This window comes from Sneathiella marina (assembly GCF_023746535.1).
In the GTDB taxonomy this organism is placed as follows: domain Bacteria; phylum Pseudomonadota; class Alphaproteobacteria; order Sneathiellales; family Sneathiellaceae; genus Sneathiella; species Sneathiella marina.
This window is the reverse complement of record NZ_CP098747.1, coordinates 1,003,717-1,019,590: the sequence shown is the minus strand read 5'-3', so window position 1 is coordinate 1,019,590 and position 15,874 is coordinate 1,003,717. Positions and strand designations below refer to the sequence as shown.

The 15,874-nt window shown below is 47.0% G+C and carries 13 protein-coding genes and 1 riboswitch; of the genes, 8 read left to right on the top strand and 5 right to left on the bottom strand.

Going from position 1 to position 15,874, the window contains the following annotated elements; all coding sequences use genetic code 11:
- Nucleotide 1: 1 nt before the first annotated feature.
- Both NBZ79_RS04895 and NBZ79_RS04890 read right to left on the bottom strand, forming a co-directional pair.
- Nucleotides 2-274, bottom strand: a complete 273-nt coding sequence (locus NBZ79_RS04895) for a hypothetical protein (protein WP_251935989.1) — start codon at nt 272-274, stop codon at nt 2-4.
- A gap of 244 nt (nt 275-518) precedes the next feature.
- Complete coding sequence (locus tag NBZ79_RS04890) at nt 519-1,322, bottom strand: trypsin-like serine peptidase (RefSeq protein ID WP_251935988.1); 804 nt, start codon at nt 1,320-1,322, stop codon at nt 519-521.
- A 194-nt stretch (nt 1,323-1,516) separates the two neighbouring features.
- Between NBZ79_RS04890 and NBZ79_RS04885 the strand changes: the two genes are divergently transcribed.
- From NBZ79_RS04885 to NBZ79_RS04875, 3 genes are all read left to right on the top strand, one after another.
- Nucleotides 1,517-2,956, top strand: coding sequence for a cation:proton antiporter (locus NBZ79_RS04885; protein ID WP_251935987.1), 1,440 nt, complete (start codon nt 1,517-1,519; stop codon nt 2,954-2,956).
- 387 nt (nt 2,957-3,343) lie between these two features.
- On the top strand, nt 3,344-3,907 hold the full coding sequence (locus tag NBZ79_RS04880) for a DUF924 family protein (RefSeq protein ID WP_251935985.1): 564 nt from the start codon (nt 3,344-3,346) through the stop codon (nt 3,905-3,907).
- Nucleotides 3,908-3,964: 57 nt separating this feature from the next.
- Complete coding sequence (locus NBZ79_RS04875) at nt 3,965-4,732, top strand: SDR family NAD(P)-dependent oxidoreductase (protein WP_251935984.1); 768 nt, start codon at nt 3,965-3,967, stop codon at nt 4,730-4,732.
- 34 nt (nt 4,733-4,766) lie between these two features.
- Here NBZ79_RS04875 and NBZ79_RS04870 read toward each other — a convergent pair whose 3' ends face one another.
- Both NBZ79_RS04870 and NBZ79_RS04865 read right to left on the bottom strand, forming a co-directional pair.
- Complete coding sequence (locus NBZ79_RS04870; protein ID WP_251935982.1) at nt 4,767-5,528, bottom strand: hypothetical protein; 762 nt, start codon at nt 5,526-5,528, stop codon at nt 4,767-4,769.
- 69 nt (nt 5,529-5,597) lie between these two features.
- A complete protein-coding gene (locus NBZ79_RS04865) occupies nt 5,598-6,386 on the bottom strand; it encodes an ABC transporter ATP-binding protein (RefSeq protein WP_251935980.1) in 789 nt (262 codons plus the stop codon).
- A gap of 79 nt (nt 6,387-6,465) precedes the next feature.
- Between NBZ79_RS04865 and cobD the strand changes: the two genes are divergently transcribed.
- The 5 genes from cobD (at nt 6,466) to NBZ79_RS04840 (ending at nt 14,768) form a co-directional block, all read left to right on the top strand.
- The gene (cobD, locus tag NBZ79_RS04860; RefSeq protein WP_251935979.1) at nt 6,466-7,521 is read left to right on the top strand and encodes a threonine-phosphate decarboxylase CobD; all 1,056 of its coding nucleotides are present in this window, start codon (nt 6,466-6,468) and stop codon (nt 7,519-7,521) included.
- Nucleotides 7,522-7,538: 17 nt separating this feature from the next.
- A riboswitch (cobalamin riboswitch) is annotated at nt 7,539-7,728 on the top strand.
- A gap of 177 nt (nt 7,729-7,905) precedes the next feature.
- On the top strand, nt 7,906-8,934 hold the full coding sequence (cobW, locus tag NBZ79_RS04855) for a cobalamin biosynthesis protein CobW (RefSeq protein ID WP_251935978.1): 1,029 nt from the start codon (nt 7,906-7,908) through the stop codon (nt 8,932-8,934).
- 1 nt (nt 8,935) lies between these two features.
- Entirely contained in the window at nt 8,936-12,676 is a 3,741-nt protein-coding gene (cobN, locus tag NBZ79_RS04850) for a cobaltochelatase subunit CobN (RefSeq protein WP_251935977.1), read from the top strand.
- Complete coding sequence (cobO, locus tag NBZ79_RS04845; protein WP_251935976.1) at nt 12,673-13,305, top strand: cob(I)yrinic acid a,c-diamide adenosyltransferase; 633 nt, start codon at nt 12,673-12,675, stop codon at nt 13,303-13,305. The genes cobN and cobO overlap by 4 nt, the downstream gene beginning before the upstream one ends.
- Nucleotides 13,305-14,768 carry a cobyric acid synthase gene (locus NBZ79_RS04840; RefSeq protein WP_251935975.1) on the top strand — a complete coding sequence of 488 codons (1,464 nt, stop codon included), beginning with the start codon at nt 13,305-13,307 and terminating at the stop codon, nt 14,766-14,768. The genes cobO and NBZ79_RS04840 overlap by 1 nt, the downstream gene beginning before the upstream one ends.
- Here the strand turns inward: NBZ79_RS04840 and cbiB are convergent.
- Complete coding sequence (gene cbiB, locus NBZ79_RS04835) at nt 14,761-15,789, bottom strand: adenosylcobinamide-phosphate synthase CbiB (RefSeq protein WP_251935974.1); 1,029 nt, start codon at nt 15,787-15,789, stop codon at nt 14,761-14,763. The genes NBZ79_RS04840 and cbiB overlap by 8 nt on opposite strands.
- Nucleotides 15,790-15,874 lie beyond the last annotated feature (85 nt).

Genomic DNA, 15,874 nt, shown 5'->3' with positions numbered 1-15,874 from the left:
ATCAAGATTCGTCAGAAACAATATTTGATTTCAATAGATCATCTGATTGATCATTTAAATCATCCAGGCCAGACGGCATAGCGTTGATATCAAGGTCCTGGCCAGAAACCGTTAATACTCCACCACCATTTTCATGCGCCGTAAATTCCATAGAGTCGACGCCATCTTTTGCAGCAATATTCAGAGCATCGAACAAAGCATCTAAATCGACCACTTCATCTAGATCAAGATCTAAATCTATTGGCAACGTCTGTTCTGCATCATCTTCAATCATCTACAAACCTGCTCTCCATTCGAAAAGAACGATACTCATTTTTACGTTCATTCCTTAAAAGTGCGCCAAATCGTCTCATAATTGACGGTTTGGCGCAGTATACCGTGTAATGACGGTTAAATCGACTGTTTAGAAAATAAATTCTGTTTCAACCTCATTAACCTAGCGACCAGAATTCAGTAACACATCCCTCATATGAGGTATTAATCGATAAATTTCTGTTATTTTTCATAAAATTGTATTTTTAAGGCAAGTAAGCATGAATACTGCTGCGAAATTGATCGGATGAGATAGCTATTCCGAGAACATCACGATTGCCTGGCTTGTATGTTGCAACATGAAGGCCCACCAAAGAGAATTCTGAACCATTCTTCATAAAGATGGGAGATCCTGAATCACCGTTTGTTGCATCACATTCGTGAAGAAGAATAGTCGCAATAGTATCGCTTTCCTTTTCGATACCTGCAATTCTACATCCATCATGGACAGTCAGCATGTGCGGAATATCTTTACTGTATCCCGCCTGAACAAAAGTAATGTCAATTGCTGGATCATCCATTTTACTCACTGGAATGTAGCCAAATTTTTCGCCCAGAGGCTCTTTGAGGGTTGCAATCGCCCAATCTTCAAGGATTTCAGGCTTTCCATGATTTTTACCTGGAGTGCGATTTCCGGAAAGCACGAATTTTTCAACTTTTGAATGCGCCAAATAATTGCCACGCTCGTATCCTGCTACGAAGTGAATGTTCTCCGGGCTCGCCCACTTTCGAAGCCGGTTATCCCAAAAACAATGAGCCGCTGTTATCACTTGTGCAGGGCCGACCAATACACCGGTACAAAAATTTCCTGATCGGTTTAAGCGGCCAACTGAACGCCAGGGATACCTGGATATATCGACCCGAACTCTATCATCCGCCCCTTTGATCCCCGGGAGTACTAGTTTCGGCTCAGTTGGTTGATGCTGTTCATTTGCCATTGTAAGAGACGTCGCAATCGAAGCGGCCACGCAGAACACGCTTAAACTGATCCAATGAATTAAGCGATGCATAGTCCCAAGTCCATCCTCAAGGATTGTCGGCACCCGATCAATAGAGTGGACCCAAGATCGCTGCCCATATAATGGCCATTTTTATCTTTCATAAACGTCATCAATATAATCAACAAATTAACTAATATCTGTTAGATTGACTGTACCGAGTTGCCTAAACATCATTCAACCCTACACCAAAATTAGTAGTTTAAATGCACCAACTTACTGATATTGCGATTATCGCTACTGTGGCCCTCGTTCTTGGCATGATTATGACCCACATCAAGCAGCCGGCGATTGTTGGCTACCTGCTGACCGGGATGGTTTTGGGACGGTCTGTGTTTGGTTTCGTTGAAGATCGCGCAAATGTCGAAATTTTGGCGGAACTTGGTGTCTTGCTATTGCTGTATCTCATTGGGATGGAGCTCAACCTCAAATCCTTTATGCGCATATGGAAAACGGCTATTGGGGGTGTATTTCTTCAAGTCGCCATTGCTTATGGCATAATGAGCCTACTTTCCTGGTATCTTGATTGGCCCTGGCAATTAACCCTATTGTTAGCTTTCAGCCTGTCCATCAGTTCGACGGCCGTTGCTGTAAAGATCCTGGAAGACATAGGAGAACTTCACCAGAGAACCGGTAATATCGCGATAGGTCTTCTGATTGCGCAGGATCTTGCTGTTGTTCCAATGTTGCTCATTATTGGGAGTTTATCAGGAACTGAGCTTAATATTCCCATACTGATACTCACTATCGCTTTGGCTATTGGTTTCCTCATTGCTCTTATCCTTTTCCTCAGCCAACGCGAACGCGTCCATCTTCCCTTTCTCAAAGCAATTTCAGGCAACGCGGATTTACTTCCGCTTTTCGGAATAGTCTTTTGTTTAGGGATGGCCGCTGTAAGCGGTATGGTAGGCACATCACCTGCATTTGGCGCCTTTTTGGCGGGTCTTATTATTGGCAACAGTCAGGAGCGCGAACGTATCGTCGAGGCTACCCAGCCGATACAGGCAATTTTGTTGATGATTTTCTTTTTGTCCATCGGCCTCCTGATCGACCTGACTTATATCATCCAAAACATCGTTCTTGTCCTGGTAATGCTACTTGCTGTCATTTTAATCAAAACCCTCGTGAATATAATGATTTTGCGAGTCACAGGTGTCGATTGGCGATCTGCATTTATCGCGGGAACAGCTCTAGGGCAAATCGGAGAATTTTCCTTTTTGCTTATGGCTACAGGGGGTGACAGCGATTTCGTATCTCCTGATATTGCTCAGCTCATGATCACTGTTATTGCCTTGAGCTTGATGATCAGTCCGCTTTGGCTGCTTACAGCAAGACGTGCACAAAAACTGGCGGCTGGACAAGCAAATGATTTTCGAGCGGTTTGGGACGATATCTACGGAAAGGAGACCGTATTTTTGATGCGCGCCTCGAAAACAACTTTCGAATATTTAAAATTCAAAGCGAGCAGGCAAAAAAATCAACAGGATTATGGAAATACCCCGGACGATGTGTCAACGGAAGGCATGATGTCGGAAAACGCGGAGGCTCTTATCCAAAATGAAGATGCTGTCAGTTATCAAGCAGTACTAGAAGAAAATCGAGACAATCCAGAAGATGGAAATCAAGAGAATCCGGCTAAGAAGTAATGATTCCAGTTTCACTCAAAACAAGAGAATTGCATAATTGTATCTCCCGCTACTATAAAACAGACATCGCTGGATGAGGTTTCGTAATTCCAGATTTCGGTATTTCCCATATTTGAAATATTATCAGCTGGGCCGATTGCAGCTTGGACCGCTGATGGTGTTGTCAGGCCCAGTGTCCCGGTAATGATGTCATCCTCGGATCGTTGATCACAAGCACTAAGAAATAATGCACAAAAAACGAATAGTAGCCCAATCCTGTATGTACTCAAAATTTTCATCACCGTTCACCTTGTCAGCTAGCGCCTATCGCGCTAAATTTCGAAACTGCACAAATAGTAAAGTACATTAATTACCTTTCTCCTAAGACTTTCATAGGGACTTATCAATTTGGATCGCGTTCAAGCTATACTCGACTTTTGGTTCCTTCCTGAAAATCATCCAGAATTCGGAAAAACGCGAACAGAGTGGTTTTTGAAAAATCCAAGTTTCGATACACAAATCAGAACTCTTTTCCTTTCTGATTTGGAAGCAGCCGCAGCTGGGCATTATTTAGCCTGGACGGAATCGAAAAAGGGCTGCCTCGCCTTGATCATTTTATTTGACCAGTTTCCCCGTAATATTTTTCGAGAAAGCAAACGCGCTTTTGAAACAGATGGAAAAGCATTGGAAATTACACGTCATTTAATGGCAAGCGGGTTCTTTAAGGAATTAAATTTGGTGCAAAAACAATTTGTCATATTACCGTTTGAACATAGCGAAGATATGGACAACCAAAAACGATCACTTCAGCTATTCATTGAAACAGGAAACACCGATCTGATAAACTATGCGCAGGCGCATTATGACATTATTGAAAGGTTTGGACGATTTCCACACCGAAACAATATACTGGGTAGAACAAGCACGCCCGCTGAAGAAGAGTTTCTGAAAAAGCCGGGTTCATCTTTTTAAAATCCGTTCCAAATTGGCGTAAACCACTTTAATTAGATCAATACAGGAAAATACGATATGAGCAATCTATCCGATCAAGTCATTCTTGTAACCGGGGCCAGTCGTGGCATTGGCGCTGCTGCTGCTGTTGAGCTCGCTAAACAAGGTGCTAAACTTTGCTTGTCCTCGCGATCGGCCGCAGCATGTAGTGATACCCTAAAAATTATAAAGAATGCCGGCGGGGAAGCATTTGCGGCCAGTTGCGACATGTCAGACTATCGGGCAGTCGAAAAACTGATTTCGGACACAATGGAACGCTATGGACGCATGGATGTACTAATTAATAATGCTGGTATCGTTGATCCCATCGGGCCAATCGCAACAAGTGAACCAAAGGAATGGGCAAAAAATAGCTCCGTAAACATGTTGGGCGTTTACCATGGCACACGCGCCGTCCTACCCCATTTTCTTGACCAAAAATCTGGCACCATTATTAATATCAGTTCTGGCGCCGCACATGGTCCGATGGAGGGCTGGAGTGCATATTGTTCGGGAAAAGCGGCCGTTTATATGCTGACGCGGGCAACGGCACTTGAGACTGAAAGTGATGGGATTCGTGTATTCGGCTTTGCACCCGGAGTGGTTGATACAGAAATGCAAGTTGCCATACGGGCATCCGGTATCAATCCTGTTAGTCAAATTCCAAGAGAAAATCTTTCATCCGCAGATGAGCCGGCTATCGCCATTGCTTGGTTATGCAGCAGCGCTGCTGATGATCTCGCTGGACAGGAGCTCACAATTCGAGACGAAGGTTTGCGAAAAAGAATTGGCTTACCGGTTAGCTGAACAGCAAGTCCGTATTACTCAGGCAATCGAGAATTCATTGTAGAATTCTTGTTGCCTGAATTTCCTGCGTCCAAAAATTGTTTATTTCTTCGCCAGACACGTTAAAAATATCAGCGCTCTCAATTTTGTAGCGGCGGACAAATTCCGAGAGCAGGGAAAGTTCACAAAAATAGTCATTCTCTGTGCAAAAAAATGAGCAGATTTCAATATCAGTCATCATGTGCATTGACCTGACCATCATGATAACCCGCCATTTGTTAGCACGCGCAGACTGATCCGCAGACCGGTTCGCCAAATCTGCAAATTTTCTTGCCGCAACAAATATCTTTGACGTTGGGTACAAAATAACACTCGAGCGAACAAACTGATTTACTAGTTTTGATGTAAATCTGGTCATTATTATATTGCAAGTGCTTAGATATTTCCTGACAACAAGACGCCGACAATACACCTGCTTCTTAGGCATAAGTCGTGCGAGGGTCAAAAACCCCGGTGCGTAAATAACAAGCTGATCCTTTGAAAGAATTTTCTCCAGAAACCTGTACTCAGTCATCCAGAAATTACGCACTTCTGCACGAAGGTCAGATATTTCCAATTCAAGCTGATCCCTCAATATAGTGCGGTCATCACGTTCTTGCTCCCGATAAGCATCTGCTGCAGCTATCGAAATTTTGTGATCAATGAGAAACGGCTTTGACCAATGCAGGCGTGGCACGGCATTATCTGCCCACGCTAGGCCTTCGCGGGGTAAAAGCAGCACTGATGCACTTGTAGTAACCTTTTCAAAGGATGTCATAACTCTTCGCAATTGGTGAAAGCCAGTTAGTGACATTTCAGACGCGAAAGAGAATACCTCCGTGACAATTTAGGCAGAAATTGTCGTTACAGGCATCTGAATTGGACCATCCTTCCGTTTATTCCAGAATTGCTTTACATATGGATTATCAGTACTTGCAGCTTCTTGAACTACACCAGTCCAGACAACTTTGCCTTCATGGATCATGGCAATATGATCTGAAATAATTCGCGCGGTTAGGAGGTTGCTAGTAATTGCTACCACCGTACTGCCGAGCTCCCGTACATTATTGAAGATCTCATCATTAATAACATTACTCATAATCGGATCTAACCCAGCTGTTGGTTCATCCAAAAACAAAATTGGTGGGTCGCCAGCGATGGCCCGCGCGAAGCCAACACGTTTCTGCATACCTCCAGATAATTCCGCAGGGTATAAATCCGCTATATCAGGTGACAGGCCAACGGCCGATAGCTTTTTAGTAGCAAGTTTTTTTACCTCATTGCGCTTCGCGCCAGATTGCTGCAATAAACGAAAGCCTATATTTTCCCAGACAGGTAAACCGTCAAACAAACCAGAGCGCTGAAACAATATACCAAATTTCTTAAAAAATTCGTCCCGTTCCTGGCTGGAAAGATTGGTTACTTCCTCGCCATCTAACAGGATCGAACCGCTGTCCGGTTTAACCAGTCCCAAAATACACTTGAGAGTAAGTGTTTTACCAGCGCCCGACGGCCCAATGAGTGTCAAAATCTCACCAGATTTTACTTCTAAATTTATACCGTTCAATATGTTGACGCCGTTAAAGCTCTTATATAGGTCTTTAACAACTATCTTACTTTGTCCTGTTTGTGTCATATCTGCAGGCTACAGGATAAATTTACGAAATCAAACTTCATTCTGCTATGACAACGCAGTTTAAGTAGCGGAATAAAACATGGCAGCGCAGCGTCGTTCGACAACCTACAACAGAAGCCTTTTTCACGGCGGTGATCTGCAGTGGGCTCAAAGTTACTTCTCACAAGCAAAGGGGCCGTGGCTGGATCTCAGCACTGGAATAAATCCGCGAGCATACCCAATTCCAGCGATTTCACCGGAAGCTTGGCAACGCCTACCAGGAGGAGGAGAAGAGCAATCAATGCTAGCGGCGGCAAAAAAATTCTATGGTGCATCGCGCTCCGCCAAAATTTGCGCAGTACCGGGCACTCAATTATCCATCCAGATGATCCCAAGATTATATGCTCGTAGCCAAGTAGATATTCTCTCTCCGACATATGCGGAACATGCCGCCAGCTGGAAACAAGCCGGGCATCAGGTACGAGAAATTAGCTGCTTGAAGGAAATTTCCGAAAAAGCCAGGTTTGTAATTGTTGTTCACCCCAATAACCCGGACGGCAAAACATTTGAGAAATCAAAATTGGTCGCCCTCTCCAACCGATTGCGGTCCCGAAATGGTCAGCTCATTATTGATGAAGCATTTGCCGATACCAATCAAGATTGCTCTCTCGTTTCAGAAATTTCTCAGGACGGCCCGCTCATTTTAAAATCATTCGGCAAATTCTTTGGGCTTGCAGGACTACGTCTTGGATTTTGCCTTGGGCCTGCGACAACTATTGATGACTTGCGCCAATCTCTTGGCCCTTGGGCTGTAAGCGGTGTCGCCATGGAGATAGCAACGAAAGCTTTGCAAGACGATATCTGGATTTCACAAACACGCCGCTCCTTAAACACAGCTTCAGAGCAGCTCGAAACTCTATTAAGAGAATTCGGTTTTAATATCATTGGTAGGAGCTCACTATTTTGCTGTGTACAGATTGATTCCTCGGACAAGTTATTTGAGTATCTCTGCGAACGAGGCATCTATTGCCGCATGTTCCCGGAAAGACCGGGCTTTCTACGATTTGGGTTACCGAACACTGAAGAAGACTGGCAACGCTTTACCGCGGCCCTTTGCGGCTGGCAAAAAATGGCGCAAACACATTTATCCGATTGACAGCAGCTTCGTTCAGCCTTAGCGTCCGCCGTGATGGTTCCCAATTTGGGAGTTAAGAGGGAATGCGGTGAGATTTCACAATCAATGCCGCGGCTGTCCCCGCAACTGTAAGCGATTAGCTGACACAACAATCCACTGAAATATTCGGGAAGGACTGTGTGAGTGCCATTCGCGAGCCAGGAGACCTGCCATCTTTACTGAAACTTTTGCTGCATGACGGAGGATCATGATGAGCGTGATATCGAATAGAGTGCCGTTTAAGAGCCCTGCAGACCTCCTTGATAAGGCCCGTCAGCAGTTGGCTGTTTTATCGCCATATTCCAAATCTCAGCCCACCTCAATTATGCAGTTTGCGATGCCACCTTTTAGAGGATTTCTTAACCCATGAGCCAAAAAATTCCAGCCACAGTAATTACCGGATTTCTAGGCGCCGGAAAAACCAGCCTAATTCGCAATCTGATCGAAAACGCCAATGGGAAAAAACTTGCCTTAATCATTAACGAATTTGGCGATCTCGGCGTTGATGGTGATGTTCTGAAAGGGTGTGGCAATGAAAACTGTACAGAAGAAGATATTGTCGAGCTTGCCAACGGGTGCATCTGTTGCACCGTAGCCGACGATTTCTTACCGACCATACAAAAATTGCTCGATCGCGATGATAAGCCAGATCATATTATTGTGGAAACATCTGGACTTGCGCTCCCAAAGCCTCTCGTTCGCGCGTTTGGCTGGCCGGAAGTACGGACCCAGGTGACAGTAGACGGCGTTGTGACAGTTATCGATGGTCCAGCCTATTCGGATGGCCTGTTTGCCTCAGATCCAATTGCTGTTCAGGAACAGCGTGAAAATGATGAGAATCTTGATCATGACAGCCCATTGGAAGAACTGTTTGAAGACCAGTTAAACTGTGCAGACATGATTATTTTCAACAAATCAGATTTGCTGGCTGATCAGGATATTGAGGTTGCCACTTCTGAAATCCGCGACCGTGTCCGGTCATCTGTTAAAATGGTCAAGACAAGTCATGGGAAAATTGATGCACGTGTTCTGCTTGGACTGGATGCAGCCGCAGAAGATGACCTTGCGGCACGGCCATCTGTTCATGACGATGCCGACGAGCATGAACATGATGATTTTGACAGTTACGTTCTTGATATTGGCGAAGTCGCTTCTCTTGACACACTCCTTGCCAAACTCCAAAACGCCATCGAAGCCCATGGTATATTACGCGTAAAAGGATTTCTTTCTCTCGCTGGAAAAGATATGCGTCTCGTCCTGCAAGGCGTCGGCAATCGGCTTCAACATTATTATGATCGCGACTGGAACCCAGAGGAAACGAGAGTAAGCAAATTGGTCATTATCGGCGAACATGACATGGATCAATCGGCTATAACTCGAACGATTTTGGATTGATATGCATTTACTTGCAGCCACACCCGGCGGAATCAATGATGGTTCCGAAGCAGTTGATCTAGAACAGCAACCGGGTGACATTGTGTTTTTATCTGCTGCGGATACCGAGCTTTCCAGCCTTGCAATACTTAATAAAAGCCAGCAAAGCGAAATCTCTTTACGCCTTGCTAACAGTATGCAGCTTTCTCATAATCTGTCAGTAGACATATATGTGGAAGATGTTGTTGCGCACGCCAAGCTGGTTGTCCTGCGTTTATTAGGTGGCATTAGCTACTGGTCGTATGGTGTCGAACAAATCACAGAATGCTGCCGCAAAAATAATATCCTGCTCGCTGTGTTGCCTGGAGACGATCAACCGGATGAAGAACTCGCCGCCCTGAACACTGTATCACGCGATATTGCTCATCGGCTTTGGCAGTATCTTGTGCAAGGCGGTGGGGATAATTATGCCAGTTTCCTAAATTACACGCGCTTTTTGCTCGATGGAAGAACGGCTTGGCAAGAACCGAGGCTCCTAATGAAAGCAGGGCTCTACTGGCCCGATGCTGACAAGATTGAACTAGGACAGTTAACAAAGCTCTGGCATCAGGAAGCGCCTGTTGTCGCTATCGTTTTTTATCGAGCCCTGTATCAGGCAAATAACCTGGCGCCGGTCAATGACCTAATTTCAGCCTTACGAGAAAATGGCCTAAATCCGCTGCCTCTTTATGTAGCGAGCCTTAAGGATCCGCTTTGTGCCGAAATCGTCGCGCAACAAATAAAGGATGCCCCACCAAGCGTCATACTTAATGCAACCGGCTTCGCATTGTCGAACCCTGGTACGGCGAGAAAAGAAACTCCTTTTGACGCGGCAGATTGCCCGATATTACAGGTCATATTTTCAGGTGGAAATGAAATAGCTTGGCGCAGTGGCGTTACCGGATTATCCGCCCGCGATATTGCCATGAACGTTTGTTTGCCGGAAGTCGACGGACGGATCATGACACGTGCCGTCTCTTTTAAAGCTGATATTGGCTATGATCAGGAAACACAGACGAATGTCATCGCCTATAAATCCGTTGAAGACCGTATTCAATTTGTTGCCGACCTGGCGCACCAATGGGCGCGCCTTCGGGCAGCACCTGCGCCAAAACGGAAGATTGCTCTTATTCTCGCCAATTACCCCAATAAAAACGGCCGGATTGGAAATGGTGTCGGCCTCGATACCCCCTCAGGCACGGTTGAAGTACTCCATGCCTTGGAAGGCAATGGCTATGATGTTGACAGCATTCCCGCAACCGGGAATGCCCTCATCGAAGCCCTGTTAGAAGGCCCGACCAATAGCCATAATTCAGGCAAGCCGCGAAAAAACGGCATCAAGTTTTCGGTCAAGAAATACCAGCGGTTTTTTTCTTCGCTTCCCGAAAAAATACAGTCGGACGTATTAGAACGATGGGGTTTACCAGAAGCGGATCCATTTGCAGTGGACGGAGATTTCTTATTGTCCGCAAACCGATACGGAAATATTCTCGTTTGCATCCAGCCAGCACGCGGATATAACATTGATCCGACCGCAAGCTATCACGATCCAGACCTAGTACCCCCGCATGGTTATTTTGCCTTTTATGCCTGGTTGCGAGAGGAAGAACGGGTTCATGCTGTTGTTCATATGGGTAAGCATGGCAACATGGAATGGCTGCCAGGAAAAGCGGTTGCCCTATCACAGGATTGCTACCCGGAAGCCGTCTTCGGACCCATGGTTCACCTGTATCCATTTATCGTAAATGATCCCGGTGAAGGCACTCAGGCCAAGCGCAGAGCTGCAGCGGTAATTATAGATCATCTGACACCGCCCATGACGCGAGCGGAAAGCTACGGTCCCCTCGCCGATCTTGAGCGACTGGTAGATGAATATTATGAAGCTGCGGGCGTCGACCCCCGTCGTATTGCACTTCTGCGTCAGCAAATTCTAGAGCTAACACAAATTACCGGGATCGACATCGATTGCGGAATTGGGGAAGAAGACGCCGAGGATGATCAACTCGCCAAATTAGATAACTACCTGTGCGAACTTAAAGAATTGCAAATACGAGATGGTCTGCATATTTTTGGGCGTTCACCTGACGGACAACAACTTACAGACCTTCTTGTTGCTCTCGTCAGGATACCGCGCGGTGACGGCGCTGGTTCCAATGCATCGCTGATCCGGGCTCTGTCGAAGGATCTTGGTTTGCCTGAAAATTTCGATCCATTGGATTGCGAAATGGGAGCTGCTTGGGAAGGTGCAAAACCTGATTTACTGCAATCCGATACAATTTGGCGCTCCAACGGCGATACGGTCGAGCGACTGGAAGAGCTCGCAGGACAGTTAGTCTCTGGCCGTCAAAAACCCAACCCTGAATGGCAGGCCACTACAGCAGTTCTGTCCAATTTGAATAAATCACTTCGGCCCACCGTTGAGGGATGTGGGAAATCCGAATTGTCCGGATTACTAAAGGGGCTCGAGGGCAGATTTGTCGAGCCGGGACCCTCCGGTGCACCAACGAGAGGCCGCAATGACGTTCTCCCGACTGGACGAAATTTCTATTCAGTTGATAGCCGTGCCATCCCGACACCGACAGCCTGGCTGCTTGGCTGGAAGTCTGCCGGAATGTTGATTGACCGGTATCGGCAGGAAAACGGATCCTGGCCAAAAACCCTTGTACTTAGCGCCTGGGGAACCGCAAATATGCGAACGGGCGGAGATGACATCGCCCAAGCACTGGCGCTTATGGGCGTTCGCCCCACCTGGGATAAAGCATCCAGCCGGGTGACCGGATTCGAGATTTTACCTTCAAGCCTGCTCGATCGGCCTCGTGTCGATGTCACGCTCCGTGTGTCGGGATTTTTCAGAGATGCTTTCCCCCAACAAATGGCTTTGTTTGACAGTGCTGTTCGCGATGTTGCTTCCCTTGATGAAAACGAAACCATAAATCCTCTGGCTGCGAAAGTCCGGCTGGATCAAGCCGAGCTGGAAAAATCCGGATTGCCTTCCGACTTGGCGCGCAAACGCGCAGCTTATCGACTATTTGGTTCCAAGCCCGGCGCGTATGGCGCCGGACTGCAAGCCTTGATGGATGAAAAAGGCTGGACGAATGAAGGAGATTTGGCTCGAGCCTATGTGGCATGGGGTGGCTATGCCTACGGTGCTGGAGCGGAAGGCGTTGCAGAACATAGCTTATTTGAGCGAAGATTAAGTCAGGTTGAGGCCGTCGTTCACAATCAGGATAATCGAGAGCATGACATTCTTGATAGCGATGATTATTATCAGTTCGAAGGCGGAGTGACGGCGGCCATCCGTCACCTAAAGGGCCATCAGCCAACAGTCTATCACAACGATCATTCACGGCCAGAAAGTCCGAAAATTCGGACCCTTGAAGAAGAAATAGGCCGGGTTGTCCGCGCCCGTGCGATCAATCCAAAATGGATAGAAGGCGTCATGCGGCATGGATATAAGGGTGCGTTTGAAATGACGGCAACAGTCGATTACCTTTTCGCATTCGCTGCAACCGCAAAAGCCGTCAAGGATCATCATTTTGATGCTGTCTTTGACGCGTACTTAATGGATGAAAAAGTCCAACAGTTTTTAAAAGAAAACAATCCCGATGCCCTTCAGGAAATGGCCGACAAATTTCAGGAAGCGCTTGACCGAAAGATGTGGCTACCAAGACGAAACACAATACATAACGAACTTAACGCACTTAGACAGGAGGGAACCCAATGACGACAGATCTGTCTCCCGAGGAAATCGCCCGAGCCAACGAAAAAGCAGCTAAAAAGAAAGCGGCCCGCGATAAAATGCTGGCGACCAAGACCATCGAAAAAGGATTGCTGATTGTCCATACAGGTAAGGGTAAAGGTAAATCCACCGCAGCATTTGGGCTCGCGGCCCGTGCCATCGGTAACGATATGAAAGTTGGAGTTGTCCAGTATGTAAAAGGCAAATGGGAAACCGGCGAACGTAAAGTACTGGAAGCATTCCCTGAACTGATTGAAATTCACACCATGGGGGAAGGTTTTACCTGGGAAACTCAGGATCGCGAACGCGATATTCGCGCAGCAGAAAAAGCATGGGAAAAATCAAAGGAAATGATTGAAGCCAGTCGCGGTGAAAATCCCGAGTATGACATGGTCATCCTGGACGAACTCAATATCGTGCTGCGCTATGACAGTCTCCCGCTTGCGGACGTGATTGATTTTCTCAAAAACAAACCGGAGAACCTCCATGTGGTTGTAACGGGTCGAAACGCAAAGGAAGAACTGATCGATATCGCAGATCTGGTAACCGAAATGACGCAAATAAAACATCCGTTCCGATCCGGTGTTAAAGCGCAAGTCGGAATCGAATTCTAATGACACCTGCCCTCATGCTGCAAGGTACCGGGTCTGACGTCGGCAAGTCGTTACTTGTCGCCGGTCTGGCGCGTGCTTTCAGCAATCGGGGATTCAGGGTGCAACCGTTCAAGCCTCAAAATATGTCAAACAATGCCGCTGTCACCATCGACGGTGGAGAAATTGGCAGGGCACAAGCGTTGCAAGCCCGCGCAGCCCGCACACCTCTTCGCAACGATATGAATCCGGTCCTCCTCAAGCCACAATCAGAGAGTGGAGCGCAAGTTATTGTCCATGGCCAGATTTATGGGAATGCAAAAGCCAGGGACTATCAGGCACTTAAACCCAGATTGATGGAAAAGGTCCTGGAAAGCTTTGCCCGCATTGGCAAGGATGCAGATCTCATTTTGATAGAAGGTGCCGGCAGTCCGGCGGAAATCAACCTTCGGGCAAACGATATCGCCAACATGGGTTTTGCGGAAGCCGCAGATATCCCGGTTCTTCTTGCAGGAGATATTGATCGCGGCGGTGTCATTGCGCAAATAGTCGGGACCCATAGCTTACTATCCACCTCAGAACAGCAGCGATTGAAGGGCTTCATTATCAACAAGTTTCGCGGAGACATTTCGCTGTTTGAGGACGGACTAAAAATCCTAACAGAGAAAACCGGATTGGCTAATTTTGGCGTCCTCCCATTTTTCCGTGATGCAGATAAGCTACCTCAGGAAGATGCTTTTTCTATCTCCAATCAACCAGCCCGCCAAGATGCCATTCAATTCGCAGTACCCGTGTTCTCACGCATTTCCAACTTCGATGATCTCGATCCCCTAATAGCCGAACCGGATGTCTCTGTTCGGATGATAAAAGCCGGTCACCCGATACCGCAAGGGATGGATGTCATCATCTTGCCTGGGTCCAAAGCGACTTTGGCAGACATGGATTTTCTCCGTTCCCAAGGATGGGATATTGATATCCTGTCTCATGTTCGGCAGGGAGGAACGGTTGTCGGAATATGCGGCGGCTACCAGATGCTCGGTACAAAACTTTCCGATCCTGAGGGTATCGAAGGTGATGCGCGCACTATCGATGGTCTCGGTCTTCTCGATTTTACTACTCATCTTGGCGCGGTTAAGAAACTGGAAGAAGAGGAAGGGCTCGACCATCTGACAGGGGCTCGCATAACTGGCTACCACATGCATGTAGGTCATTGTGCCGGGCCAGCGCTTGATCGACCGATGATACAGCTTTCTTCGGGCGATGACGGCGCAATCTCTGCGGATAATCGCCTAATGGGCTGCTATTTACACGGTATTTTCGCGAACAATGAATTTCGGCATAAATTTATTAACCGGTTTAAATTAAGAAAAGAGAAGACAGATAATTTTGAATTAGTTATCGAAAATTCCTTAGACAATCTATCAGCTCATATGGAACAATTTCTCGACCTAGATCAAATGCTCGAGGTCGCCAATGGCACTAAATAAAATAATCAATCGCGATAGCAACGCCTCCCAATATCATCGCAAGCAGGGCGCCTGCCAATCGATATATCCGCAAGGCTTTATAAATGTGCTGTGGCCCAATATTTCGTCGGCCTTTTGCATTCATCCAATGATCCGCGACCTGTTCTCCATCATATTGCCGCGGTCCGGCAAGAGCGATATTCAAGGCCCCTGCCATAGCCGCTTCCGGCCAGCCCGCGTTTATGCTTCTATGGCGCCGGCCATCTTCAAGCATGGCTCGAAAGGCCGCCCGTCCATTTCCGGTTGGCAAGATACAAGCCGCAACGACGATCAAGAATCCTGTTATTCGAGCCGGCAGAAAATTCACAATATCATCAATACGCGCCGCAAATTTTCCAAAATACTCAAATCGGTCGTTGCGATGGCCGATCATGCTATCCAATGTATTGATCGCTTTGTAAGCGCACAGACCGGGCAACCCCAGCAGAGCGAACCAGAAAATGGGCGCAACAGTGCCATCGGAAAAATTTTCAGCGAGCGATTCGACCGCTGCCCTGCTCACACCACTTTCATCGAGAGTTTCAGGGTCCCGGCCAACGATATGAGAAACGGCAGTACGTCCATCTTCGAGGCTGCGATCGAGGCCCTGTGCCACGTCCCGCACATGATCAAGCAATCCACGCCAGGCGATAAGACTACTCGCCAAAATTGCCATCAAAATCATGAAAATAGAAAGATGGTTCAAGATCAGCGCAGTGAAGTATCCCGTAAGAATTGCTCCGCCAACAATCAGACCGGAAACCAGGACGCCCTCCCAAAAGCGCCGCCTGTGAGATATGTCCAATTTATGGAACAACTTTTCCAAACGCGAAATACTGTTCCCAAGAATTTCGACTGGATGAGGGATCTTTCGATACAACCATTTGGGATCCCCCACCAGAGCGTCAATAATGAAAGCAAGCAGAACGATAAGGGTCGGTGTAAAAAAAGCCGAATGCGTTGTAAAGGTCATGATGGACATCAGGGCAAGATGATACGGCATGCGATCTGCGTCAACGACGAAATTATTAGGAATGCCGCAAAGGCATGGTTACAACAAAGCTTCCCGACGCAATCAGCGAACGGGA

Coding starts and splice junctions, on each gene's coding strand:
- NBZ79_RS04895 (WP_251935989.1), bottom strand. CDS start 274: ATGATTGAAGATGATGCAGAACAGACGTTGCCAATAGATTTAGATCTT.
- NBZ79_RS04890 (WP_251935988.1), bottom strand. CDS start 1,322: ATGCATCGCTTAATTCATTGGATCAGTTTAAGCGTGTTCTGCGTGGCC.
- NBZ79_RS04885 (WP_251935987.1), top strand. CDS start 1,517: ATGCACCAACTTACTGATATTGCGATTATCGCTACTGTGGCCCTCGTT.
- NBZ79_RS04875 (WP_251935984.1), top strand. CDS start 3,965: ATGAGCAATCTATCCGATCAAGTCATTCTTGTAACCGGGGCCAGTCGT.
- NBZ79_RS04870 (WP_251935982.1), bottom strand. CDS start 5,528: ATGACATCCTTTGAAAAGGTTACTACAAGTGCATCAGTGCTGCTTTTA.
- NBZ79_RS04865 (WP_251935980.1), bottom strand. CDS start 6,386: ATGACACAAACAGGACAAAGTAAGATAGTTGTTAAAGACCTATATAAG.
- cobD (WP_251935979.1), top strand. CDS start 6,466: ATGGCAGCGCAGCGTCGTTCGACAACCTACAACAGAAGCCTTTTTCAC.
- cobW (WP_251935978.1), top strand. CDS start 7,906: ATGAGCCAAAAAATTCCAGCCACAGTAATTACCGGATTTCTAGGCGCC.
- cobN (WP_251935977.1), top strand. CDS start 8,936: ATGCATTTACTTGCAGCCACACCCGGCGGAATCAATGATGGTTCCGAA.
- cobO (WP_251935976.1), top strand. CDS start 12,673: ATGACGACAGATCTGTCTCCCGAGGAAATCGCCCGAGCCAACGAAAAA.
- NBZ79_RS04840 (WP_251935975.1), top strand. CDS start 13,305: ATGACACCTGCCCTCATGCTGCAAGGTACCGGGTCTGACGTCGGCAAG.
- cbiB (WP_251935974.1), bottom strand. CDS start 15,789: ATGCCGTATCATCTTGCCCTGATGTCCATCATGACCTTTACAACGCAT.